We start from the raw sequence: 25,824 nt of genomic DNA, 5'->3' as shown, positions 1-25,824 counted from the left end.
ATGAAGCCTATCATCCTGACGTCGCCCCTCCAGGGCTGGGCATCGCCTCTCGAGGCGGTCCCCGACCCGGTCTTCGCCGAACGGATGATGGGCGACGGGATCGCCGTCGACCCGACCGGCGACTGCCTGCACGCGCCGTGCGACGCGGTCGTGCTCAGCGTGCACGCCAGCGGCCACGCAATCACGCTGCGCACGCCCGAGGGTGCCGAGATCCTGATGCACATCGGGCTCGACACGGTGGCGCTCGGTGGGCGCGGGTTCACGCCGTGCGTCGTCGAAGGCGCAACCGTCCAGCGCGGCGATCCGCTGATCCGCTTCGATCTCGACCTGCTGGTCTGCGAGGCGCGGGCGGTGATCACGCCAGTGATCGTCACCAACCCCGAGCGCTTCACGATCGTCCGTCGTGAGACTGACCGACTGGTCGGCGTCGGCGAGGCGATGATGACGCTGGAGCCGCGCGATTCAGCCGATGTAGCCGTGGTCGAAGGCGACACCGTCCGCCGCACGATCGTCGTGCCTTTGGTCCACGGCATCCACGCCCGCCCCGCAGCCCGGATCGGCGAGACCGCGCGGAAGTTCGTGTCCGAGGTCAAGATCTCCAAGGACGAGCGCGACGGCAATGTCCGCAGTCCCGTCGCGCTGATGGCGCTGGGAGTAAAACTCGGTGACGAGATCACGCTTGCAGCCACTGGCCCAGATGCCGCCGACGCGCTCGCCGCGATCGGCGACCTTATCCTCGGCGGCATGGGCGAGAGGGCGCCCGCGCCCGCCACTTCGAAGTTCCCCCGCGAAGGCGGGGGCCCAGAAGCCACGAACGGTAGCGCCGCTGGGTCCTGGGCCCCCGCCTCCGCGGGGGAACAAGAAGCGCGCAAGCCGGCCACAACCCTCCCCGCCGATGGCCGCCTGCCCGGCGTCACCGCATCCCCCGGAATCGCAATCGGCCAGGCAGGGCTCTTCCGCCTCGCCGAGATCACCGTGACCCGCGAAGGGGCGGACGCGACCACCGAACGCGCCGCGCTCGATGCGGCGCTCGCCACCGTCACCACGCGCCTCGCCACCAAATCGGGGACCGCGACTGGCGCCGAACGCGCGATCCTCACGGCGCATACCGCGCTCCTCGATGACCCGACTCTGACCGCCGCTGCACACGCCGCGATCGCGCAAGGCGACAGCGCCGCCTACGCCTGGCGCACCGCGATCCGTGCGCAGGCCGACGCGCTCAAAGCGACCGGTGACGCGCGTCTGGCCGAGCGCGCCGACGACATGCTCGATCTCGAACGCCAGGTGCTGCGCGCCCTCGCCGGCGAAGACCTCGACGAGCGCCTCAGCTTCCCGCCCGGCACGATCCTGCTAGCAGACGACCTGCTACCCTCGCACCTGCTCGGCCTCGACACCGCGTCGATCGTCGGCTTCTGCGTCGAGCGCGGCGGCCCGACCTCGCACGTCGCGATCCTCGCCGCGACGATGGGGCTCCCAGCCCTCGTCGCAGCCGGCCCGGCGCTTGCCGAGATCACCGCGGGCACCCCGCTGATCCTCGACGCCGGCGCAGGCCTGCTCCACGTCGCCCCCGATGCCGAGACGCTGGCGACCGCCCAAACCGCGTTCGACGCCCAGACCGAACGCCGCCGCGCCGCGCTCGCCAACGCCGCGCGCGAATGCCGCACGCAGGACGGCGTTCGCATCGAAGCCTTTGCCAATCTCGGCTCGGCCGACGATGCCGACTCCGCGGTCCGCAACGGCGCCGAAGGCTGCGGCCTGCTTCGCACCGAATTCCTGTTCCTCGAACGCGACAGCGCCCCCAGCGTCGAGGAACAGACCGCCGATTACCAGCGCATCGCCGACACGCTCGACGGTCGCCCACTCATCGTCCGCCTGCTCGACATCGGCGGCGACAAGCCCGCCCCCTACCTACCGATCGCCGCGGAAGAGAACCCGGCGCTCGGCCTGCGCGGCATCCGCGTCGGCCTCGCCCATCCCGAGATGCTCGACGCCCAGTTGCGCGCGATCCTCGCGGTCCGCCCCGCCGGCCAGTGCCGCATCATGGTGCCGATGATCGCGAGCCTCGCCGAACTCCGCGCGGTCCGCAAAGCACTCGACGCCGCAGCCGCCGCGACCGGACACACCGAGCACGTCGCCCTCGGCATCATGATCGAGACACCCGCCGCCGCGATCACCGCCGACCTGCTTGCCAGCGAAGCCGACTTCCTCTCGATCGGCACTAACGACCTGACGCAGTACGCGCTCGCGATGGACCGCGGCAATCCGACGGTCGCCAGCGACCTCGACGGGCTCCACCCCGCCGTGCTGCGGCTGATCGCGCGGACCTGCGAAGGCGGCGCAGTCCACGGCAAATGGACCGGCGTGTGCGGTGGCCTCGCGTCCGATCCGCTCGCGGTACCGATCTTGATCGGCCTCGGCGTCACCGAACTCTCGTCCGCGCCCGCACTCGTCCCCGAGATCAAGGCGCTGGTCGCGACGCTCACGATCGACGCCTGCCGCGCCCATGCCGCGGCCGCCATGAACTGCATTTCAGCCGCGGACGTGCGAACGCTCGCCCGGAGTTTCCGCCCATGAAGTCCGTGCTCGAAGCCCTCCAGCCGCTCGGCCGCGCGCTCATGCTGCCGATCGCGGTGCTCCCCGTCGCCGGCCTGTTGCTGCGCCTGGGCCAGCCGGACCTGCTCGACATCGCGGTGCTCAGCGCCGCCGGCGACGCGATCTTCTCGCACCTCGGCCTGCTGTTCGCGATCGGCGTCGCGACCGGGTTCGCGCGCGACGGCAACGGCGCCGCCTGTCTCGCCGGCGTGGTCTGCTACCTCGTCACGACGCAGGGAGCGCAAGCGCTGATGACCGTCCCCGCCGACGCGTTGAAAGGCCTGACCGGCGACACGATCGCACTCGCCACCGCGGCGTGGAAGGCCAAAGCGATCGCGCGTTTGGACGTTCCGATCGGCATCCTCTCCGGCCTGATCGGCGGCAGTTTCTACAATCGCTTCTCCGCAATCGCGCTCCCTGAATATCTCGCCTTCTTCGGCGGGCGCCGGTTCGTACCGATCGTCAGCGGCGTCGCAGGGCTAGTGCTCGGCATCGTCGTCGGCCTTGGCTTCGGCGCGCTCAGCACCGGCATCGACGGCCTCAGCTACGGGATCAGCGGCGCGGGCGGGTTCGGCCTGTTCGCGTTCGGCCTGCTCAACCGCCTGCTGCTCGTCACCGGGCTGCACCATCTGCTCAACAACATCGTCTGGTTCGTCGCCGGCGATTACCAGGGCACCACGGGCGACCTGCGGCGCTTCTTCGCAGGCGATCCGACCGCGGGCGCGTTCATGGCCGGGTTCTTCCCGGTAATGATGTTCGGCCTGCCCGCCGCCTGCCTCGCAATGTACCACGCCGCACTACCCGAGCGCCGAAAAGCGGTCGGCGGCATGCTGCTCAGCCTCGCGCTAACCTCGGCACTGACCGGCGTGACCGAGCCGATCGAGTTCAGCTTCATGTTCCTCGCGCCGGTGCTCTACGCGATCCACGCGGTGCTGACCGGCGTGTCGATGGCGCTGATGGATGCGCTCGGCGTGAAATTGGGCTTCGGCTTCTCCGCCGGGCTGTTCGATTACGTGCTGAACTACGGCAAGGCGACCAAGCCGCTGCTGCTGATCCCGGTCGGCCTCGCCTATGCCGCGATCTACTACGTCCTGTTCCGCACCGTCATCAAGCGCCTCGACTTGCCCACCCCCGGCCGCGAGCGCGATGCGCCGGTAGCCGCCGCGGCGGTCGCCAAGAGCGAACGCGGCGCCGCCTTCGCCGAGGCCTTGGGTGGTGCGACGAACCTCACCAGCGTCGGCGCGTGCACGACCCGCCTGCGCCTGATCGTCGCGGACCAGGGTGCGGTCGATGAAGCCCGTCTCAAGGCCCTCGGCGCCCGTGGCCTGATCCGTCCATCGGCCAATGCACTCCAGATCGTTCTCGGCCCGATCGCCGATTCGGTCGCGGTCGAGATCCGCGATGCCATCGCAGCAGGTGGTACGGCACCAGCAGCGATCGCCCCCGCCGCCAAGCTCGCCGACATCCGCTTGACCCCGGAGACGCTCGCAGCGCTCGGCGGCGCGGACAATGTCGAGGCGGCGACGCAGCACGGCACGCGCCTGCGCATTCGCCTCAAGGACGCCGACCGCGCCTCGGCCCCGGCGCTCAAGGCCCTCGGCGTTCACGCGATCGCCCGCCCCGCTCCCGGGCTGCTGCATCTGCTGATGACCCCGCATGCGACGGTCGTTGCATGATACATCCGTAGCAAAGTCCTTCGATATCGAAGCACCGCTGCAAGATATGTGACACGTTGGGACACATACCGGGATATCGCTACAACAGCGCGCCGCGAAAACATCGGCGCCCGCCAATAGACCCTATACTGTCATCTTCGCTCCATATCGGATCGATCGCACTGCGACCGCAATCATCGCGTCGCAGCTCGATCGATCTTTAAAGGGGTTTAGATGCGCAAGACTTTATTCTGCGGCGCGGCACTCGCGACGCTGGTCCTGCCAGCGATGGCGCAGGCGCAGTCGACCGGCACGGTGGATGCGGAATCGGACATCGTCGTCAGCGGATCGCGGGCTAAGCCCGACGTCAACGGCATCCAGACGCCCGATACACCAAAGGCGAAGGCGGTCCTGACTCAGGAACTGATCGAGCGTCGCACGCCCGGCCAGACGATCCTCGACACGATCAACCTGGTGCCCGGCGTCAACTTCACCAACAGCGATCCCTATGGCGGCTCGGGCGGTCAGCTGCGGATCCGCGGGTTCGACGGCAACCGCATCTCGCTGACGTTCGACGGTATTCCGCTCAACGACTCAGGCAATTACGCGATCTATTCGAACCAGCAGCTCGATCCCGAGCTGATCGAGCAGGTCAACGTCAATTTCGGCGCGACCGACGTCGATTCACCGACCGCCAGCGCGTCGGGCGGCACGGTCAATTACCGGTCGGTGATGCCGAAGGACAGGCTGGGCGCGACCGTCGCCTATTCGCACGGCACCAACGACATGAACCGCGTCTTCGCCAAGATCGATACCGGCGTGTTAACCTCGTTCGGGACCAAGGCCTGGGTGTCCGCCAGCGAGCAACGCTACGACCAGTTCCGCGGCTCGGGCGAGATCAACCGGCAGCAATATAATGCCAAGCTGTACCAGCCGATCGGCAGCAAGGGCGACTTCATCGCGTTCGGCGCGAACTACAACCAGAACCGCAACAGCTCGTACAGCAACCCGACGCTGGCCAACATCCGCACCACGCTCGGCACGACGGTCGTGCCGACGACCGGGGTCAGCGCCGCGACGCCGTACACGCTCGACCTGAACAACGCGCATTACGACACGGTGTTCGACGACAAGACCAACGCGTATCTCTACGACGCCAGCTGTTCGCTGCCCTCGGCGAGCGGCGTCAACGGCACCAGCCAGAACGACCGGTCGTCGTGCGGGAATGCGGCGTCGACGGCGATCAACCCATCGAATACCGGCAATTTCCGGGTCAACTCGCGCTATACGCTGACCGACAAGCTCGTCTTCACGTTCGACGGTGCGTACAGCTTTACGCGCGCCAATGGCGGCGGGTCGGCGGTATTCGCCGAGAGCAATGCGAACGCGACCAATGCCGCGGGCACGGCGGCGGCGACCAGCGTCTACACCTATCAGCTTCAGCGATTGGGCGCAGGGACCGCGGCGGGCGTCGACATCAACGGCGATGGCGACACGCTCGACTATGTCCGTGCGTATTTCCCGTCGAACACCCGCACGCAGCGCTTCACCGCGATCGCCGGGCTGCGCTATGACATCGACGCCGACAACGCGGTCCGCTTCGCCTATACGTGGGACCGCGCCCGCCATCGCCAGACCGGCGAGGCCAGCCTGCTCGATGCAAACGGCAATCCGTACGATGTGTTCAGCGCGCTCGACGGCGAAGGCAGTTCGGCGATTCTCGATGCCGCCGGCAACGTCGTCAACAAGCGCAACCGCCTGTCCTACGCGATCCTCCACCAGGTTTCGGGCGAGTATCGCGGCTCGTATTTCGGTGATGCGCTGAAGCTGACGCTGGGCCTGCGCGCACCGTTCTTCCGCCGCAACCTCACCAATTATTGTTACACGATCCCCGGCAATTCGAGCGACGGCTATTGCACGTCGCAAACCGCCGAGCAGGTTGCCGCCAACGCGACCACGGCCACGTACGGCGCGCCCTACAAGAACCGCATCAAGTCGTACAACGCGGTGCTGCCGAACGTCGGCATGACCTATGCCTTCACCCCGAATGCGAGCATCTTCGCCAGCTACGCCAAGGGCTTCTCGGCACCGCGCACCGACAATCTGTACGCGTTCGACGACGTCAAGATCTCGCCCGTGGCCGAGGTGAAGCCCGAAAAGACCGACTCGTTCGATCTCGGGCTGCGCTATTCGTCGCGGCTGATCCAGGCGCAGCTGGCGGGCTGGTACATCCATTACGACAACCGCATCATCTCGACGCTGACCACGCTCGAGGGCGGTGGCACGCTGACCACCGATCGCAACGTCGGCACGGTCAAGAGCAAGGGCGTCGATGCGAGCCTCGGCATCACCCCGATCCGCAACATCTCGCTCTATGGGTTCGCCTCGTACATCGATGCGAAGCTACAGGACGATGCGGTCGACCCGACCACCGGCGCGATCACCGCGGCGACCGCGGGCAAGTTCGTCGTCGAGACGCCCAAATGGCAATATGGCGGGCGCGTCCAGGCATCGTTCGATCCGGTTTCGATCGGCGCACAGGTCAAGCATGTCGGCCAGCGTTACGTCACCGACGTCAACGACCTGATCGCGGCGGGCTATACCACGGTCGATCTCGACGCGCGGTTCGACCTGGCGTTTGCCGGGCTCGACAAGACGTTCTTCCAGCTGAACGTCTCGAACCTGTTCAACGAACGCTATTTCGGCAATCTGAGCACGGGCACCTCGTCGGCGAGCACCACGCGCTACACCTTCGGCGCGCCGCGCACCGTGATCGGTTCGGTCCACTTCGAGTTCTGACCCACACCGCCCCGTCGTCCTGCGGGGTGACTCCTGCTGAATGACGGGGCGACCTTCGCGTCGGGTCGCCGAAGGCGGCGCACGAAAAAGGGCGGGGTGGTGACCACCCCGCCCTTTTTCGTGTCCATCAGCGCTGCCCCCTCCCCTTGCGGGGGGAGAGGGACAGGGTCTCCTAGAACTTGACGTTCGTGCTGACGAAGAAGGCCCGGCCGTACGGGTCGTAGGTCGACGGATAGGTGTTCGCCTGCTCCTGGTTGTCGCCCAGGATCGGCGGCTTCTTGTTGAACATGTTGTTGACGCCGACCGACCAGGTGAAGCCCGGCTTGATGTCGAACGCCGCGGTCAGGTCGAAATAATGATACGCCTTGATCCGCTCGACGGCATAGATCGTGCCGCTGTCGTCGTCCTTCACCGGCGACAGATAGCGATAGAGCACCGACACGGTCACCGGACCGGTTGAATAGGTCGTCCGCCCCGACAGCCGCCACTTTGCATAGGGATTGCCGCAGGTCTGGCCGAACTTGCCCGCGCAGTTGATCGTCAGATCGGGAATGGCGGCGAGCGGGTTGTAGTTGAACGCGATCAACCGCGTCCCGCTGAGCCGGAAGTCGAGCTTGCTCGTATCCGCCCCGAACGCGCCGAAGCCGAGCGGCAGGCCGTAGCGCGCCTCGAAATCGACGCCGCGGGTGGTCACGCCGCCGGTATTGGCCAGCGTGTTGACCGCATCGGTGATCGCATAGCTGTTGGAATCGCGCGGCAGCGACGAGCAATAGCTGGCGTTGTACGGCGTATACCCGTTGTCCGCATCGCCGTAGCAGGCGCGGATCAGGTTTGTGGTGCCGACCGTCGAGATGTAGTTGGCGATCTTGATCTTGTAGTAATCCACCGTCAGCGAGAAGCGCGGCAGGAAGCGCGGCTGCAGCACGATGCCGCCCGTATAGGTGTCGGAGGTTTCCTCGCGCAGCGCGGGGTTGCCGCCGTTGACCGTCTGGATCTGCGTGCTGCCGCCGTCATAGGCGGTACCGATCAGCGAGGCCGGGACGCCCGTCGAAAGGCAGCTGGCGTTGAGGTTGGTGTTCGTCACCGCGACCGCGGTCGTGCACGGATCGGTTGCCGCCGGGAAATCCTGCGACGACCCGCTGTAAAGATCGGACACGGTCGGTGCCCGGACGGCGCGCGAATATTGGCCGCGCAGCGAGAGGTCGTCGATCAGCGACCACACTACGCCACCCGAATAGGTGTTCACCGACTTCGCCGCGGTCGAATAATAGGAATAGCGGTACGCGCCGTTCACCTCGAGCTTCTTGATCAGCGGGATGTTCGCCAGCAGCGGCACCGCGACTTCGGTATAGGCTTCCTTGACGTCATAGCCCCCGCTCAGGCCTTCGCCAGCGTTGAAGCCGACGACGTCACCCGACGACAGCGCGAAGTCGGGATTGTAGCTGCCGTGCTCACGGCGATATTCGGTGCCGAACACGATACCGACGGGGCCTGCGCCCAGATCGAACAGGTTGCGGTTAGAGATCGACGCGCTGGCGACCTGCTCGCTGATCGTGCTGGTGTTCTGCGCCGGGATGGTGATGAAATCGGCGGCGGCCGCACTGATGTTGCCCGTGCCGAAGATGTTGAGCGGTACGCACCCGTTGCTGGTATCCGAGCAGACCAGATTGCCGCTGGCATCATAGGTCGTGCGCAGCGCCTGCAGCACGCGGCTGCGCGAGACGTTGCCCGACTGGGTCTCGGTCGATTTGGTGCGCGAGTAGCTGTAATAGGCGTCGTAGTTCCAGCCGCCGCCGATATCGCCATTGGCGCCGAGCACCGCGCGATAGGCGGTGTTGTCAAGGTTCGACACACGCGAACCGACTTCGGTCAGGCGGCGGTAGATCGTCGAGGTGACATAGCCGTCGCCGTCGGTGTCGAGACCGCGAAGGAGCGACTGCGAGCCGGCCGACAGGAACGACGAATCCACGTCGAGCGCGACCGATCCGGTGAACGGCGTCGGCGCGAGCTGGTTCTTCACGCGGTTGTTGATGAACTGGCCCTCGGCATACACGTTCAGCGCAGGGCTGACCTCGTAATGCGTCTGCGCACTCATCAGGAACCGCTCCTGCGGGACCTGGAGATAGTTCGCGGGGGCATAGTTATACGCGTCGGTCGATGCGTTGTACGGCGTGTAGCTGCCGTCGGTCTCGAACTTGCGGTTGACGCCGCCAAGCGCGAAGCGCGTGCCTTCGATCGAGCCCGAGCCGCCCGCGATCAGGTTGCCGTCGCCATCGTCGACCAGCGCCTGCTTCGAATAGTCGCGCGCCGACTGGAGGATGCCGTTGCGCTTGGTGTAATCGAAATAGATCGTCGCGTTGCCGCGGCCATCTTCGAAATTGCCGCCGAGCAGCAGGTTGCCGTTTAAGGTGCCGCCGTCGCCCGCCTCGTTGATGCGGTAGTTCGCATTGGCCTGAACGCCGCTGAAGTCCTTCTTCATCACGAAGTTGACGACGCCCGAGATCGCATCCGACCCATAGACCGCCGAGCGGCCGCCGGTGACGATGTCGACCCGCTCGATCAGCGCCGCCGGGATGGTGTTCAGATCGACGACCTGGTTCGAATCATACGCGACGTACCGGCGATTGTTGACGAGCACGAGCGTACGCGTCGAACCGAGCCCGCGCAGATCCGCGGTCGCGACGCCGCCGCCTGGGTTGTTCGAGGCACCAGTCGTGCTGGGGATCAACTGCGGCAGGTCCTTGAGGACGCTCTCGACGTTGATCTGGCCCGACAGCGCGATCTCCTTGGCGCTGACGACCGAGATCGGCGAGGCCTGCCTGAGGCTTTCGCCACCAAGCCGCGAACCGGTCACGACGATCGTGTCGCCGTCCGCGGGTTCCGCCTGACCCGCGGAGGCAGGCGTGACGGCAGCGGGGGCAGGATCGGCGGGCAGAGGGTCTGCAGTCTGGGCCCAGGCCGGGCCGGCGATACCCAACAGGAGAGAGGACGCCAAAAGGCGTGCGCGGAAATCGAGACGCATGAATATACTCCCTGAACCGCGATCCTTGACCGCCGCGGCAGATGTTGTGGGGTACGGATAAGGTCCGCCACTCAGGTTTGCGATGCGATTTCCCGCGCGACAAGCGGTGTTCCAGTGTTCGCCGGATTAGGCCGCCGGGTGTCGTCTTGCGAACACGGTTCTATTCATGCCCTTTCATCAAACTGTCATACCGTTACAGTTGTTACAAGATTGTAACGGATGGCGGACCAGCCCACACTCTTCGCGACGACCAGACGCCGGGGCCGGACATCCGACAGGGGCTGCGCGGTCCAGCGCGCGCGTTTGGCGATCGCCTGGCCGGGCCGCGCGACGGCGTCGAACCGGACCGTCCGGCAGATCGAGGGATAGTCCGCCCCGCTCACTGGCCCCCCGCTCACTGGAACGTCGCCCCGCCGGCGATCGCCTTGGACGGGCTCAACCCCTGCTGTTCGAGGAACTGGTTGAGCCCCGCGACCAGATCCTGCGCGGCGCTGCTGGTGAGCGCGATCCGGCCGACGACGACACGGTCGATGCCCGGCGGCTGGCGGGTATGGTCGCAGCGCGCGCTCTCCAGCGTCAGCACGATCACGCCGCTCAAATTCGCCAGCCCGGCGAACCCGGTCGCGAAGATTTCGGGCGCGAAGGGATTGTCGACGATCGGCGGCGAGGCGGCGGGACGGATGGGGTCGGGTGCGGATACACCCTTGATGGCAACGCGCATGATCGGCCTTTCCTGAAGCAGGCGCGGCAGCGGCCTGCGGGGCAGTAGCTAGGCCGCGGGAATGTCCTGGAAATGTCCCCGCGGGCGATCCGTGACACGCCTGCGACATATGCGCGTTCCGGCGGGCCGGACGGGCGGCGGCCGCGGCGTGGCCGAGGCGATATGTTGCACGCCTGCGATCTGGCGAAACACGGGAACATCCCGGGGAAACATGCTCCCCATAGCGCCGCGGCTCACTCCCGGAGACGCAGGCATGATGTTCGATTTAGGCGCCGGTTCCCTGGCCTTGGCCATGGCTGGAACACTGGCGACGCCGGTCGCTGCCGCCCAGACCCCCGGACCGCCCCCCGGGCAGCCCCTCAGGTCTACCGCCCCGGCCCCCCTGCCCGTCGGCCGCACGATCAAGACGCTCCGGGTCGAGGGCGCGCAGCGGATCGAGGCGGAAACCGTCCTCAGCTACACCAAGCTGCGCGTCGGCAAGCCCTATACCACCGAGACGCTCGACCAGGCACTCAAGGATTTGCAGGCCAGCGACCTGTTCGCCGATTATTCGATCGCGGGTGTCGCGGACGGCAACATCGTGCTGCGCGTGCGCGAGAACCCGATCATCAACCGCATCCTGATCGAGGGCAACAAGGCGCTGAAGAGCGACAAGATCACGAAAGAGATCAAGCTCGCCCCGCGCCAGATCTTCACGCGCACCGCAGTCCGCCAGGATATCGCGCGGATCCTCGAACTCTACCGCCGCCAGGGCCGGTTCGCCGCGGTCATCGACCCGAAGATGGTGACGCTCGACCAGAACCGGGTCGATGTCGTGTTCGTCGTCAGCGAGGGTCCCAAGTCCAAGGTCCGCCAGATCAACATCCTCGGCAACACCGTGTTTTCGGAAAGCCAGATCCGCGCGCAGATGGCGACCAAGCAGGCGCGCCTGAGCCGCCTGTTGTCGTCGGCGACCAGCTACGACCAGGACCGCCTCAGCTACGACCAGCAGAAGCTACGGCAATTCTATCTGACGCAAGGCTATGCCGATTTCCGCGTGACCTCCGCCGTCGCCGAACTGACGCCCGACAAGAAGGACTTCATCATCACCTATGTGGTCGAGGAGGGGAAACGCTACAAATTCGGCGACGTCAGCGTCGACAGCCAGATCCGCGACTTCGACAGCAAGAAGCTGGCGGCCACGCTGCCGCTCAAGAAGGGTGACTGGTACAATGCCAAGCTCGTCGAGGATTCGGTCGACAATCTGAGCCAGACCGCGGGCCTGTTCGGCTATGCCTTTTCGGAAGTGAACCCGGAGTTCCAGAAGGACGCCGACACGCTGACGATGGGGATCAACTTCAACATCGCCGAAGCCAAGCGCACCTATGTCGAGCGCGTCGAGATCAACGGCAACACGCAGACCAAGGACAAGGTCGTCCGCCGCGAGATCCGCCTGGCGGAGGGCGACGCCTTCAACAGCTTCCAGGTCAAGCGGTCGGAGGACCGGATCAACTCGCTCGGCTATTTCCAGGACAAGATGACGATCAAGCAGCTGCCGGGCTCGGCGCCCGACCGCGTGATCCTGGAGACCAACCTGGAGGAGAAATCGAGCGGCGAGCTGCAGCTGTCGGCAGGCTATTCGAGCCTCGAAAGCTTCATCGCCTCGGCCAGCATCACGCAGCGCAATTTCCGCGGCATGGGCCAGGAACTGCGCGCGAACGCCAGCTTGTCGAGCTACTCGAAATCGGTCAGCCTGGGCTTTACCGAGCCGTATATGTTCGACACCAACGTGGCGCTCGGCGGCGACATCTTCCGCCGCGACTACAGCTCGTACAGCACCACCGGCGACAGCAACGACACCACCTACGAACAGGTCTCGACCGGCTTCCAGATCCGCGCGGCCGTTCCGCTCACCGAATATTGGTCGGCCACTGCGCGCTATGGGCTGTCCTACGACCAGGTCACGCTCGACGAGGACACCTATTACACCAACGGCATCTGCGATCCCGGGATCGCCGGCACGTATTTGTGCGACGCGGTCGGCAATCGCTGGACCTCGTCGATCGGCTATTCGCTGGTGTTCGACAACACCAACAGCCGCGTCCGCCCGACCAAGGGCAGCAAGTTCAGCGTCAGCCAGGACTTCGCCGGGCTCGGTGGCGACACCAAATACATCCGCAGCACCGCCAACTACACCAAGTACATGAACCTCGGGTCGAGCTTCATCCTGTCGGCGCATGCCGAGGGCGGGTATATCAAGGGACTGGGGCAGGACGTCCGGCTGACCGACCGCTTCTATCTCGGCGATCCGCAGATGCGCGGCTTCGACATCCGCGGCGTCGGCCCCCGCGTGACGCGCACCTATTACGATACGTCGACGGTGCCTGCGACGCTGTCGAGCACCAACAGCTCCAACACGCAGACCGCGCTCGGCGGCACCGCCTATTACCAGGCTCGCCTCGAGCTCGAACTGCCGCTCGGCGCCGGCGCGCGCGAGCTGGGGCTTCGTCCGTCGATCTATATGGACGTCGGCGCGGTGTTCGGCGGCAAAACGCCGACTCTCACCGACACCTGCGCGACCGCCAACGCGACGTCGGTCGCGTGCGTTGCCGGCACGCGCCAATATACCAACACGGCGGGCGACCTTCTGTATCTCGATACGGCCGGCGCCAGCACCACGACCAACACCGGCACGCCCTACACCTATTCGCTCGGCACCTATAAGGAGACCTATTCGGGCAACACCGCCAGCCCGCGCCTGTCGGTCGGCGTCGGCGTCAACTGGACCTCGCCGTTCGGCCCCTTGCGGATCGATCTGGCCAAGGCGCTCCTCAAGGCGCCCGGCGACGACAGCAAGCTGATCACCTTCAACGTCGGCGGGCAGTTCTAACGGGCATCGATCGTCCCCCGCCCCGGGGAAGATCGGGAGGTCGCCAGACGTGAGGTCGGCCTGCCGGAATCACGGCGCTTGCCGCGCTCTCCCGATCCCGCCAGAACGCGGGCAAACTCAAAGAGGATGCCGCCATGTCCGTGAAGATCATCGCCTTCGTCACCGTGAAGCCCGGCAGCGAGGATGCGTTCGTCGAGGCCGCCCGCATTTGCGTCGCCGCGTCGCGCGCCGAGCCGGGCGTGCTGCACTACGACCTGTGGCGCGAGGCGGATGGCGAACGCCGCTACGTCTTCAACGAACTCTACGCCGACGACACCGCGGTCCAGCACCACATGGCGTCCGATCATTTCAAGGCGTTCGGCCTCGCCGCGCGCGATCTTGCCGCCGCGCGCCCGGTGATCATCCAGACGCACGCCGTCGACGTCGCCGCCTGAGCGAGCGGACGATGCGCGTCGTGATGGCGGGGCTCGGCGACATCGCGCGCAAAGCCTATCTCCCGGTGTTGGCCGCGATGCCGGGGATCGAGCTCCACCTCGCCACGCGCAACCGCGATGTGCTCGCCGCACTCGGCGCGACCTACCGGATCGCGCATCTTCACGACAGCCTCGACGCGGCGCTGTCCGCGACGCGCTTCGATGCCGCGTTCGTCCATTCGGCGACGCCCGCGCACCCCGCGATGGTTGAGACGCTGCTTGCCCACGGTGCCGCGGTGCTGGTCGACAAGCCGCTCGCGGATACGTTCGACGCGGCCGCACGGCTGGTCGATCTCGCGCACCGCCAGGACCGCCTTCTCGCCATCGGGTTCAACCGCCGCTTCGCCCCTGATTATGCCGCGCTGCGCAGCGAACCCCGCGCGTTCATGCTGATGCAGAAGCACCGCCACGCGCAGCCCGACACGCCCCGCCGCACCGTGTTCGACGATTTCATCCACGTCGTCGACACGCTGCGGTTCCTCGCCCCCGGCCCGATCGAGCGGACGCAGATCGAGACGATCGTCCGCGACGGTTTACTGAGCGGCGTCACGCTGACGCTCGCCGGCGATGGCCATCACGCGATCGGCACGATGCAGCGCGAATCCGGGCTCGACGAGGAGCGGCTCGACATCATCGGTGGCGACCGCCGCCGCTCGGTCCTCAACCTGTCCGAGACCCGCGACCAGAACGGCACCGAGACGCATGCCCGTCGCGGCGACTGGACCCCGGTCACCCGCCAGCGCGGCTTCGACGCGATGTGCGCCGACTTCCTCGCCGGCGTCCGCGAAGCCCGTCCCACCCCCGCCGAAGACATCCTCGCCACCCACCGCCTCTGCGAAGACATCGTCCGCCATGCGGAAGCGGGCAAGCAATAGGGTCAGCCGGTCTTCCACGGGCTGTCCGGGTCGGGAAGGAAAGCAGACGTTAGAAATTACAGCTATATTTAGTCGACAATTGCTATGGATTTTGAGGTTACGATGACACCAAAGCGTGAAATCTCCTTTTTCAAGCAATCGAACTTTCGATTTAGCAGCGACCGCTTGCGATCGTCCTTAATATTAGGTTCGCGACCATAACCACCGATGCCGCCGATCCGTACTGGAAAATCTACTATGCAACGCCGGACCATACCCTGATTTAGCGATCTTCTTTCGCGCCACCAGCGATAGAACCGACGAAACGGTAAGAGATAGTGATCAGTTCGGCGGTCACTACGTTCTGCAACTCGCAAAAACAGCAGATTTGATATGCCGCAGGAACCTGCGACTGTTCGGAAAGCCGCTTCATCCATGCTCCGGCCGTCCGCGCAAGCGGATAAGGCCAAAGCACACCATAGGGAACGCAAGCGCATCAGGATCTACTGTGGCAGCTTGAGACGGTGTCCGCCAATGGCCGGGAGCAGACGGGAACGCCGACCATGCGATCCCCAAAACGCCATCGATTCATGTATAGGGATACCTCCACGTCATCCGAGGGCCCGCCGTTTTGCAGATCGTAACCCTGTGCCTGTTCCTGTTGCTCGCGGTCGTCATCAGCGGGATGGCGTCGCGGATGTTGCCCTCCGCACTGCCGCGGCCGCTCGTCCAGATCGCGCTCGGCGCCTTGATCGGGATGGTCGCGCATGTCCGCGTCGAGCTCGATCCCGAGCTGTTCTTCCTGCTGCTGGTGCCGCCCTTGCTGTTCCTGGACGGCTGGAGAATCCCCAAGGACGAGCTGTTTCGTGATCGCGGCGCGGTGCTCGGGCTGGCGCTCGGGCTCGTCTTCCTCACGGTTCTGGGCATGGGGCTGTTCATCCACTGGCTGATCCCGACAATGCCGCTCGGCGTCGCGTTCGCGCTGGCGGCGGTCGTGTCGCCGACCGATCCGATCGCGGTGTCGGCGGTCGCGCAAAAAGCACCGATCCCGAAGCGGATGATGCACATATTGGAGGGCGAAGCGCTGCTGAACGACGCCTCCGGGCTCGTCTGCGTGCGGTTCGCGATCGCTGCGGTGCTGACCGGTAGCTTTTCGCTCGGCGAGGCCACACTGACCTTCGCGTGGATGGCGCTTGCCGGTGTCGCGATCGGTGTCGGCGTGACTTGGGCGATCGTCGCGAGCAAGGCGGCGTTCGCGCGCCAGTTCGGCGACGAGACCGGGTCGAACATCCTGGTCAGCCTGCTGATCCCGTTCGCCGCCTACCTCGCCGCCGAGCACGTTCATGCCTCGGGCGTTCTGGCCGCCGCCGCCGCCGGGATCGCCATGACCTTTACCGGCGCAACGACCAGCGTCGCGGCGGGCACGCGGATTCGTCGGCGCGCGGTATGGGATATGCTGCAGTTCACGCTGAACGGCGTGATTTTCGTCCTGCTCGGTGAGCAATTACCGGAAGTGTTCGTCCGCGCGCGCGATACGGTGACCACCACCGGGCACGTCAGCCCGTGGTGGCTGGCGATCTATGTCTTTGCGGTGGTGCTCGGCCTGGCGGTATTGCGCTATGCGTGGGTGTGGGTGTCGATGCAGTTCACCGTGCTGCGTGCACGCCGCCGCAACGACGAAGCGGTCAGCCCGCCACGCCGAATCATTGCGGCAATGTCCGCGGCTGGTGCGCGCGGCGCGATCACGTTGGCGGGCGCGCTGACCCTGCCACTGACGTTGAACGACGGGACGCCATTCCCAGCGCGCGATTTGGTGATCTTCCTCGCGTCGGGCGTGATCCTGTCGTCGCTCGTGATCGCCGCGATCGCCCTGCCACTGTTGCTACGAGGCCTGAACCTGCCGCCCGACGAAGGCGTGGCGGCGGCACGTGACCGCGCTCGGCTGGTTTCAGCCAAGGCCGCGATCGCCGAACTCGACCGCGTCCAGCACCAGATGGCGGAGGGCCGTGACGATCCGGACCGGTTCACCGACATCGCCGCGCGGCTGATGGATCAATACCGGGAACGGATCGACAGCTTGGCGACGCTGCCGGAAGATCGCACCGGTCAGGCCGATGCACCGATCGAACGCGATATGCGCCTTGCCGCGGTTCGCGCAGAGCGCAACGCGATCTTCGATCTGGCGAGACGGCGGGAAATCGGCGTGACGCTGGCGGAGCAATTGGGCCGAGAGCTCGACCTGATCGATGCGCGGCTGTCGCGCCAGGGACTTGCATAGCGCCGACCGAGCGAGGATTTGCGCTCCGCCTGTCCGTGTGACTGAAACCGGCGGAGCGCAGAAGGTACGCGTTACTAGGCGACTCCTCTGCCGCCGCTATGCCGCCACTTGGTAAACTTTTGGTGAACGATGGCGCCCCACCCGTCCGTGCGACACTCTCGTATCCGGGTGGGGCGCCAAGGACGCAGCGCCATTCGGCGCGCATCGCTGACGATAAGCTAGCATCAGATCCTCGAAGCGGAAGCACGGTCCGTCACGCGTCAGGCTCGCTTGGTCCGATATGTGTCCAAATCATGTCCGTCGCGCACCGTGGTCGACCGCGGGAACCAGGCATCCCCGAAATCTTAGCCGTCCGCGGGTCGTGCCGGGGCAGCCAGAGCGGCGGTGGAGTCGGGCATTTTGAGCTTTCGAAGCCGGGCAATCATTGCGCGTGCTCCCGCTGGCGCGACCTGGACGAACAACGCGTAGAGTGCGTCGTCGTCCAGCGCCTCCAGCGACGTGCCGATCGACAACGCGATCGCCTGACGGCTCCGCGCTCCAGGTTGTGCTTCCAGCACGATCGTCCGCCACGCCATCCCGACCGGCGCCGGGCCGGTGACATCGGGAAACTCGCCCGGCACCATGTTGCGGATCCGCAATCGGCGGGACAGTTCTTTCGCGAACCATGCGGCATCGCCCGCCGTCGCGATCTCTACAGCCAAATTCCGTTCGTTCATGACCTGTCTGTTCCATCTGCCCGACGATCCCGGCCCGTGGTGATGCCGAACCGTCGGCTGTGCAAGTCGCCCGGCATAACCGCGCAAAGTGATGCGCCGATATCACAGGTTACGGCGCCGATCACCCCGTGCCATATTCGCTATTGATAATAGTTATCATGAACGGTAGCCGAGCCGGATTACGAAAGGGATCCCATGACACGACGTTTCGGCATAGCCGTCCTGCTGGCCTCGGCAACGACAGCAGCGCCCGGCCTGGCACAAACCGCGACAGACGCAGGGATGACGACCGCCGATACCGGAATCGTCGTCGTCACCGGGCAGCATGCACGCAGCCAGGCGTCGTCGGGCACCAAGACGGACACCCCGCTCGCCGAAACGCCGCAGTCGATCAGCGTCATCACCAGCGACGACATCGCCGGTCGCAGCCTGCAGAACCTCAACCAGGCACTGCGCTTCGTCGCCGGCGTTACCCCGGAGACGCGCGGGGCCAGCGCGGAAGTCTACGACCAGTTCAAGCTGCGCGGGTTCGACGCGCCGGTCTATCTCGACGGGCTGAAGCAGTTCGGCAGCCCATCCGGCTATGCGGTGCCGCAGGTCGACGTGTCGCGGCTCGACCGGATCGAGGTCATCAAGGGCCCCGCCTCCGTGCTCTACGGCCAGTCGAGCCCGGGCGGCCTTGTCGCCGAATCGAGCAAGCTGCCGCTCGATCAGCCGCTGTACGGCGCGATCAGCGGCACCTACGGCAATTACGATCTCTACCGCGTCGATGCCGATCTCGGCGGCCGTGCGGGCGAAGGCGTCTTGTGGCGGATCAACGGCAGCGCCAACGGTGCCGACACCCAGCAGAAGTTCGGCAAGCGCGCGCGCCAGACGGTCTCCGCCGCGGTAACCGCGGGCGCGGGCAGCACGACCAGCTTCACGCTGCTCGGCACCTATTCGCACGATCCGCACAACGGCACCTACGGCGTGTTTCCGGCCAGCGGCACGTTGCTGACGAACCCCAATGGCAAGCTCCCGACCAGCTTCGACGGCGGCGAGGAGGGCAACCGCTTCAGCCGCGAACAGGCCGCGCTCACGTACATCTTCCGCCATGATTTCGGCGGCGGCTGGGCGTTCCGCTCGTCGGGCCGGTACCAGTATGTGAAGGCGAACCTCGGCCTGATCTACACCGCCGGCGGCCTCGACGCGACCGATCCGACCCAGCAGACCTATCTCCGCGCATCCTACGCGACGCGCGAGCAGCTCAACAACTGGACGTTCGACAACCAGCTGACCGGCACCGTCCAGACCGGACCGATCAAGCACACGCTGCTGTTCGGCGTCGATCGCCAGGTCGCGCATTCGATCGAAGACTTCGCGTTCGGATCGGCCCCCTCACTGAACGGCTACGCGCCAGTCTACGGCACCGTGACGGTCCCGCGGACCCCCGCGGCAGTGCCCGATCCGTTTGCGGGTTACACCGCGATCCGCCAGCGCCAGCAAGGGCTGTATGCCCAGGACCAGATGGCGCTCGGTGATCTCCGTGTCGTCCTCAGCGGGCGCCAGGACTGGGCCCGGGCAGAGCAGATCGATCTCGGCGTCAAGCACGACGAGAAGTTCACCTACCGTGCCGCCGCGCTCTACACGCTGCCGTTCGGGCTGGCGCCGTATGTCAGCTATTCGACCTCGTTCGAACAGCAGGGCGGCACCGTGCTGCGTCCCGACGGGAGTTTCGGCATCGCCGATCCGTCACTCGGCAAGCAGCTCGAAGCCGGCGCCAAGTTCAGCGTTCCGGGCACGCCCATCCTGTTGTCGGGCGCCTGGTTCCGGATCGATCAGACCAACGTGCTGACCTCGACGCCGACCTTCTCGGTGTCGACGCAGACCGGCAAGGTCCGCTCGCAGGGTGTCGAGTTCGAGGGCACCGCGCCGCTGCCCTACGGCTTCAATGCCCGCGTCGCCTATAGCCGCCAGCGGGTCAAGGTCACGCAGGACGCGAACGATCCGTCGCGCATCGGGCGCGGGCTGGAAACCGTCGGACGCGGCGGGACGACGCTTGCGCTCGACTGGACCCCGCCCGAGGGTGCGCTCGCGGGGCTGACGATCGGCGGGGCGATGCGCCATGTCGACCAGGTCTATGCCGGCGTCACGCCGGGCGAAACCGAGGGCCGCAACAGCCCCTCCTACACCGTGTACGATGCGCTGGTGCGGTACGACCTGGAGAAGTTCGCGCCGTCGCTGCGCGGACTCAGCCTCGCGGTCAACGGCGCCAACATCTTCGACAAGAAGTATCTGACGTCGTGCTTCGCCAACTATAACTGGTGCTGGTACGGCAACCGCCGCACCGTCCAGGCGACGATCGGCTACCGCTTCTGACCCCACCCTTACGATCCTCCCCCGCCAGGGGGAGGTGGCTGGTGCTTGCCAGACGGAGGGGGAGGAAAGCGAAACCGATGTTCTGTATCCTCCCCCTCCGTCACCTACGGCGACACCTACCCCCTTGCGAGGGGAGGATCGTTCGGTTTCGACACTTTGAATCCCGCCCCCGACAACCAATTCCCCTCGGAGATTAACCGCCCCCTCTGGAAAACCGGTCACTGCGACGGCACTTGATGCACGTCATTCCGGATCGTCCCCGGGTTGACGCGGCCACCCCGACGCCGCCACCCTCGTACGCGTACACGTAAGGACCCCGGTTTCCCCATGCAGCTTGTCATCGTCGAATCGCCTGCCAAGGCCAAAACCATCGAGAAGTATCTGGGCAGCGATTACCGCGTCCTGGCCAGCTACGGCCATGTCCGCGACCTGCCGCCCAAGGACGGTTCGGTCGATCCCGACGATGCGTTCGCGATGACGTGGGAGAATTACGCGGACAAGTCGAAGCAGCTGAAGGCGATCACCGATCTCGCCAAGCTCGCCGACCGCCTGATCCTCGCGACCGATCCGGATCGCGAGGGCGAAGCGATCTCGTGGCACGTCCGCGAGGTGCTGCGCGCGCGGAAGGCACTGCCCAAGGAGGTCGAGCGAGTCACCTTCAACGCGATCACCAAGGCGACCGTCACCGAGGCGATGAAGAACCCGCGCGAGCTCGACGACGATCTGATCGATGCCTACCGCGCCCGCCGTGCGCTCGATTATCTGGTCGGCTTTACGCTCTCGCCGGTGCTGTGGCGCAAGCTGCCCGGTGCCAAGTCCGCCGGTCGCGTCCAGTCCGTCTCGCTCCGCCTGATCGTCCAGCGCGAGCGCGAGATCGACGTCTTCAAGCCGCAGGAATATTGGTCGGTGACGGCCGATATGGAGCATGACGGCACCGCGTTCACCGCGCGCCTCACGCAGTTCGAGGGCAACAAGCTCGACCGCCTCTCGATCGGTAACGAGGGCGATGCCCTGCGCGCCAAGCAGGCGGTGCTTGATGGCAATTTCTCGGTCCAGTCGGTCGAGACCAAGCCCGCCGGTCGCAACCCGCCGCCGCCCTTCACGACGTCGACCTTGCAGCAGGAGGCATCGCGGAAACTTGGTTTCTCCGCCGATCATACGATGCGGATCGCGCAGGGCCTCTACGAGGACGGCGCGATCACCTATATGCGTACCGACGGCGTGCAGATGGACAGCAGCGCGATCAGCGCCGCGCGCCTCGCCGTCGCGAACCGCTTCGACGCGAGCTATGTCCCCGACAAGCCACGCCAATACCAGTCGAAGGCGAAGAACGCGCAGGAAGCGCACGAAGCGATCCGCCCGACCGACTTCGGCAAGGACAAGGCCGGCGGCGGCGATCACGCGCGCCTCTACGACCTGATCTTCAAGCGCGCGCTGGCCAGCCAGATGGCGTCCGCCCGCATGGAGCGCACCACGGTTGAGATGGCCGACGGTACCGGCCGCAACATCCTGCGCGCCACCGGCCAGGTCGTGCTCTTCCCCGGCTACCTCGCGCTGTATGAGGAAGGGTCGGACGACTCGGCCGACGAGGATGCCCGTCGCCTGCCACGGATGCGCGAAGGCGATGCGCCCGCCAAGAAGAAGGTCGACGCCGAGCAGCATTTCACCCAGCCACCGCCGCGCTTCTCCGAAGCCTCGCTGGTCAAGCGCATGGAGGAGCTCGGCATCGGCCGCCCGTCCACCTATGCGTCGATCATCAAGACGCTGAAGGACCGCGCGTACGTCCGCATCGAGAAGAACCGCTTCTTCGCCGAGGAGAGCGGGCGTCTCGTGACGGCGTTCCTCGAGCGCTTCTTCGAGAAATATGTCGGCTACGACTACACCGCCGAACTCGAGGAGGAACTCGACGACGTCTCCGGCGGCCGTGCGCAGTGGCAGTCGGTGCTCGACGCGTTCTGGCGCGACTTCAAGCCGCGCACCAACGAGGTGATGGAGCAGCAGCCCTCCGCGATCACCGCCGAACTCGACACCTTCCTCGCGCCCTACCTGTTCCCGGCCAAGGCTGACGGCGGCGATCCGCGGCTCTGCCCGAATTGCGGCGAGGGCCAGCTCGCGCTGCGCGGCGGCAAGTTCGGCGCGTTCATCGCGTGCTCGAACTACCCCGAGTGCAAATACACGCGCCGCTTCGCGCAGCCCGGCGGCGACGCCGAGGCGGATGCGGGCCCGTCGACGCTCGGCGTCGATCCGGAGACGAACCTGCCGGTCGAGCGCAAGTCGGGACGGTTCGGCCCGTACATCCAGATCGGCGAAGGCGAGGCGCGGAAAATGGCGTCGATCCCGAAGGATATCGGCGAACTCGATCTCGAATGGGCGCTGAAACTGCTGTCGCTGCCGCGGACCATCGGCACGCATCCCGAAACCGGCGAGCCGATCACCGCGGCGATCGGCCGCTATGGTCCGTATCTCAAGCACGCGGGCAAATACGCGCGGCTTACCTCGACCGCCGACGTGTTCGAGACGGGGATGAACGCGGCCGTGGTGAAGCTCGCCGAAGCCGCCGCCGGTGGTGGTCGCCAGCAGCGCGGCGCACAGGCCCCGTTGAAGATACTCGGGAACCATCCTCGCACCGAGGCCGAGATCAAGCTGATGGAGGGGCGTTACGGTGCGTACGTCACCGACGGCACGACCAACGCGACGCTGCCCAAGTCGATCGAGAAGGACCAGCTGACGCTGGAGGAAGCCGCCTCGCTGATCGACGCGCGCGCTGCCGCGGCCCCGGCGACGAAGAAGAAGAAAGCGCCTGCCAAGAAACCGGCGGCAAAGAAGGCCTCAGCCAAGACAGCAGTAGCGAAGGACGCGGCAGAGGCCAAGGCTCCAGCGAAGAAGGCACCAGCCAAAAAGGCCCCCGCCAAGAAAGCCGCTCCAAAGAAGAAAGCGGAAGCCTGAACGCTCGATCCTCCCCCGCCAGGAGGAGGTGGCACCGAAGGTGACGGAGGGGGAGGACACGGAACAGAGGTCGTCGCTTACCGCCACCTCCGTCTGGCAAGTGCCAGCCACCTCCCCCTGGCGGGGGAGGATCGAGAAGCTAGCTTAAGCAGCCCGCCGTTGTGTCAGCTGCATCCAATCCCGCGCGGCGCGCTGCGCCACCGAGATTTCCCGCGCGGTCATGTCCTCGGCGATCTCCGCACGGCATTCCTGCGCCGCGATGTTCCCCGACACCGCCGCCAGGTTGAACCACTTATGCGCCTCGATCAGGTCGAGGACGACGCCCGACGTCCCCGTCGAATACACCATCCCCAGATCGTAACACGCCCGGCCATCGCCGCGCGCGGCATCCGCCAGACGGCGTTCGATCATGAAATTCGCGCTCTTGAGATTGCTACGCATGGTTTGCCCCCAATGTTCGTGGGGACAGATTGCGGCGATTCCCGCTACGAAATGGTTAATGGGTTAACGCTCGTTTTTTACAACTCTATCGCGATGTTGTCGATCAACCGCGTCGAGCCCATTCGCGCCGCCGCCAGCAATCGCCGCGGGCGATCCGCCGCCGGGTTCTCCGCCAGCGTCTCGGCATCGGCCAAAGCAACGTAGTCGATCGTGAACCCCGCCCCGACCAACGTCGTCCGCGCATCGTCCAGCACCGACTCGACGTCCTCCCCCCTCGCGATCGCCCGGGCGGCGACGCCCAGGGCGCGCGGTAAGGCGACTGCCTGCTTGCGCTGCTCATCGTCGAGATAGATGTTACGCGACGACATCGCCAAGCCATCGTCATCGCGCTGCGTCGGCACCCCGACGATATCGATCGCGAAATCGAGATCCGCTACGAACCGCCGGATCACCGCCAGTTGCTGATAATCCTTCTCGCCGAAATAGGCCGCGTCGGGCTCGACCTGGTTGAACAGCTTCGACACGACCGTCGCGACGCCATCGAAATGGCCGGGCCGTGAGGCGCCGTCGAAGCCGTCGCTGACGCCCGAGACATGCACCGTCGTCGCGAAACCATCGGGATACATCGTCTCGACCGTCGGCAGCCAGAGCAGGTCGCACCCGGCCTCGTTGAGCATCCGGATATCGGCCATCTCGCGCCGCGGATAGCGCGACAGATCCTCGTTCGGCCCGAACTGGGTCGGGTTGACGAAGATCGACGCGACCACCTTGGTCCCCGGCCGCTTCGCCGCCTCGATCAGCGCGACATGGCCGGCGTGGAGCGCGCCCATCGTCGGGACGAGCGCGACGCGCTGCCCCGCCGCACGAAAGGCGGCGACGCTTTCGCGCAACGCATTAAGGTCCCGGACGGTGTCCACGTGAAACTCCTACTCGATAAGTGCGGTCGCGGCTTCTATGAAGGGTGACAGTCTCGATCAATAAGGAAACGCGCGTTGGCCATGGGCCCGGATTCTCCCCAAGCTTCGCCGCATGTGATCGTGTTCGCCAACGAGAAGGGCGGTACGGGCAAGTCGACGACCGCGGTGCACGTCGCGATCGCGCTTGCCGCCAAGGGCGCGCGCGTCGCGTGTCTCGATCTGGATCACCGCCAGCGCACCGTCGGCCGCTATCTCGACAACCGCGCCGAGACGATGAAGCGCAACGGCTCGGTGCTGCCGATGCCGCGCCACGCCACGCTGTCGGAGCAAAGCGAGGACCAGTTCGAGGACCTCTGGCATTCGCTGTGCGAGGGCTCGGACTTCCTCGTCGTCGACACGCCGGGTCGCGACGATCCGTTCGCGCGCACTGCGGCGGCGCTGGCGAACACCTTGGTCACGCCGATGAACGACAGTTTCGTCGATTTCGACCTGATCGGCCAGGTCGATCCCGAGACCTACCAGGTGACGCGGCCGAGCTTCTATTCCGAACTGATCTGGGATGCGCGGAAACAGCGCGCGCGCGCCGACGGCACGACGATCGACTGGGTCGTGCTGCGCAACCGCCTCCAGCATATCGAGGCGCGCAACATGCGCCGCGTGTCGGATGCGCTCGCGCAACTGGCCAAGCGCGTCGGCTTCCGGATCATCCCAGGGCTCGGCGAGCGCGTGATCTACCGTGAGATGTTCCCCGCCGGCCTGACGATGATCGACTCGAAGGCGTTCGGCAGCATGGGCCTGGCGCATGTCGCCGCGCGCCAGGAACTGCGCGAGATGATGGCGGCGTTGCAGCTGCCCGAGGTGGTCGCCGAGCGCGCACCGGACGTCGCTGCGTGAAGTGGATCGTCGCCGCGCTGTTTATCTGGGCGGCCTGGCATTACCTGCGGCCCAAGCCGAAGCAGCGCGTCGTAACCGATGAAGCAGAGGCTAGGTCGATCCTTGGCATAGACCGCAGCGCGGACGCAGACGCGATCCGCAGCGCACACCGCCGCCTGATCGCCTCGGTTCACCCCGACCGCGGCGGCTCTACCGACCTGACCCGCCGCGTAAACGCCGCGCGCGACCTCCTGCTGAAGCGGACCCGGTAACCCCCCGTCATGCCGGGCTTGTTCCGGCATCCACCGTT

17 protein-coding genes are annotated in these 25,824 nt (G+C 66.0%); 11 read left to right on the top strand and 6 right to left on the bottom strand.

Going from position 1 to position 25,824, the window contains the following annotated elements:
* The 3 genes from ptsP (at window position 1) to SPHN_RS07675 (ending at window position 7,046) form a co-directional block, all read left to right on the top strand.
* Window positions 1-2,574 (top strand): phosphoenolpyruvate--protein phosphotransferase, encoded by a 2,574-nt coding sequence (gene ptsP, locus SPHN_RS07685; protein WP_248522554.1) that lies wholly within the window; start codon window positions 1-3, stop codon window positions 2,572-2,574.
* Complete coding sequence (gene nagE, locus SPHN_RS07680) at window positions 2,571-4,268, top strand: N-acetylglucosamine-specific PTS transporter subunit IIBC (RefSeq protein ID WP_248522551.1); 1,698 nt, start codon at window positions 2,571-2,573, stop codon at window positions 4,266-4,268. The genes ptsP and nagE overlap by 4 nt, the downstream gene beginning before the upstream one ends.
* Window positions 4,269-4,481: 213 nt before the next feature.
* Entirely contained in the window at window positions 4,482-7,046 is a 2,565-nt protein-coding gene (locus SPHN_RS07675) for a TonB-dependent receptor (RefSeq protein ID WP_248522549.1), read from the top strand.
* A gap of 172 nt (window positions 7,047-7,218) precedes the next feature.
* Here SPHN_RS07675 and SPHN_RS07670 read toward each other — a convergent pair whose 3' ends face one another.
* Together SPHN_RS07670 and SPHN_RS07665 are read right to left on the bottom strand one after the other, a co-directional pair.
* A complete protein-coding gene (locus SPHN_RS07670; protein WP_248522548.1) occupies window positions 7,219-10,068 on the bottom strand; it encodes a TonB-dependent receptor domain-containing protein in 2,850 nt (949 codons plus the stop codon).
* Window positions 10,069-10,462: 394 nt separating this feature from the next.
* Window positions 10,463-10,789 carry a hypothetical protein gene (locus SPHN_RS07665; RefSeq protein WP_056416154.1) on the bottom strand — a complete coding sequence of 109 codons (327 nt, stop codon included), beginning with the start codon at window positions 10,787-10,789 and terminating at the stop codon, window positions 10,463-10,465.
* Window positions 10,790-11,042: 253 nt separating this feature from the next.
* Here SPHN_RS07665 and bamA point away from each other — a divergent pair, with 253 nt between their 5' ends.
* The 3 genes from bamA to SPHN_RS07650 all read left to right on the top strand — a co-directional run bounded on the left by bamA (window position 11,043) and on the right by SPHN_RS07650 (window position 15,006).
* A complete protein-coding gene (gene bamA, locus SPHN_RS07660) occupies window positions 11,043-13,658 on the top strand; it encodes an outer membrane protein assembly factor BamA (protein WP_432715066.1) in 2,616 nt (871 codons plus the stop codon).
* Between the two features lie 134 nt (window positions 13,659-13,792).
* Entirely contained in the window at window positions 13,793-14,092 is a 300-nt protein-coding gene (locus tag SPHN_RS07655) for a putative quinol monooxygenase (protein WP_248522544.1), read from the top strand.
* 11 nt (window positions 14,093-14,103) lie between these two features.
* Window positions 14,104-15,006 (top strand): Gfo/Idh/MocA family protein, encoded by a 903-nt coding sequence (locus tag SPHN_RS07650; protein ID WP_248522542.1) that lies wholly within the window; start codon window positions 14,104-14,106, stop codon window positions 15,004-15,006.
* Between the two features lie 262 nt (window positions 15,007-15,268).
* On the opposite strand, the gene SPHN_RS07645 is transcribed toward SPHN_RS07650, so the two are convergent.
* Complete coding sequence (locus tag SPHN_RS07645; RefSeq protein ID WP_248522541.1) at window positions 15,269-15,418, bottom strand: hypothetical protein; 150 nt, start codon at window positions 15,416-15,418, stop codon at window positions 15,269-15,271.
* A 198-nt stretch (window positions 15,419-15,616) separates the two neighbouring features.
* On the opposite strand from SPHN_RS07645, the gene SPHN_RS07640 reads away from it, so the two are divergent.
* Entirely contained in the window at window positions 15,617-17,263 is a 1,647-nt protein-coding gene (locus tag SPHN_RS07640) for a Na+/H+ antiporter (protein ID WP_248522539.1), read from the top strand.
* 344 nt (window positions 17,264-17,607) lie between these two features.
* Here SPHN_RS07640 and SPHN_RS07635 read toward each other — a convergent pair whose 3' ends face one another.
* Window positions 17,608-17,979, bottom strand: coding sequence for a hypothetical protein (locus SPHN_RS07635; RefSeq protein ID WP_248522537.1), 372 nt, complete (start codon window positions 17,977-17,979; stop codon window positions 17,608-17,610).
* A gap of 195 nt (window positions 17,980-18,174) precedes the next feature.
* On the opposite strand from SPHN_RS07635, the gene SPHN_RS07630 reads away from it, so the two are divergent.
* Both SPHN_RS07630 and topA read left to right on the top strand, forming a co-directional pair.
* Window positions 18,175-20,337, top strand: a complete 2,163-nt coding sequence (locus tag SPHN_RS07630; RefSeq protein WP_248522535.1) for a TonB-dependent siderophore receptor — start codon at window positions 18,175-18,177, stop codon at window positions 20,335-20,337.
* A gap of 327 nt (window positions 20,338-20,664) precedes the next feature.
* Complete coding sequence (gene topA, locus SPHN_RS07625; RefSeq protein WP_248522533.1) at window positions 20,665-23,283, top strand: type I DNA topoisomerase; 2,619 nt, start codon at window positions 20,665-20,667, stop codon at window positions 23,281-23,283.
* A 144-nt stretch (window positions 23,284-23,427) separates the two neighbouring features.
* Here the strand turns inward: topA and SPHN_RS07620 are convergent, their stop codons facing one another.
* Together SPHN_RS07620 and panC are read right to left on the bottom strand one after the other, a co-directional pair.
* Entirely contained in the window at window positions 23,428-23,724 is a 297-nt protein-coding gene (locus tag SPHN_RS07620; RefSeq protein ID WP_248522531.1) for a hypothetical protein, read from the bottom strand.
* A 77-nt stretch (window positions 23,725-23,801) separates the two neighbouring features.
* Window positions 23,802-24,641: a pantoate--beta-alanine ligase gene (gene panC, locus SPHN_RS07615; protein ID WP_248522529.1), complete on the bottom strand. Its 840-nt coding sequence runs from the start codon at window positions 24,639-24,641 to the stop codon at window positions 23,802-23,804.
* Between the two features lie 81 nt (window positions 24,642-24,722).
* On the opposite strand from panC, the gene SPHN_RS07610 reads away from it, so the two are divergent.
* A complete protein-coding gene (locus tag SPHN_RS07610; RefSeq protein ID WP_248522968.1) occupies window positions 24,723-25,535 on the top strand; it encodes a division plane positioning ATPase MipZ in 813 nt (270 codons plus the stop codon).
* Window positions 25,532-25,786 carry a DnaJ domain-containing protein gene (locus SPHN_RS07605; protein WP_248522527.1) on the top strand — a complete coding sequence of 85 codons (255 nt, stop codon included), beginning with the start codon at window positions 25,532-25,534 and terminating at the stop codon, window positions 25,784-25,786. Before SPHN_RS07610 ends, SPHN_RS07605 begins: the two co-directional genes overlap by 4 nt.
* The last annotated feature ends 38 nt before the right edge of the window (window positions 25,787-25,824 follow it).

This window comes from Sphingomonas faeni (genome assembly GCF_023195535.1).
GTDB classification, from domain to species: domain Bacteria; phylum Pseudomonadota; class Alphaproteobacteria; order Sphingomonadales; family Sphingomonadaceae; genus Sphingomonas; species Sphingomonas faeni_B.
Note: the sequence above shows the minus strand (reverse complement) of the source record. Positions and strands in the feature narration are given on the sequence as shown.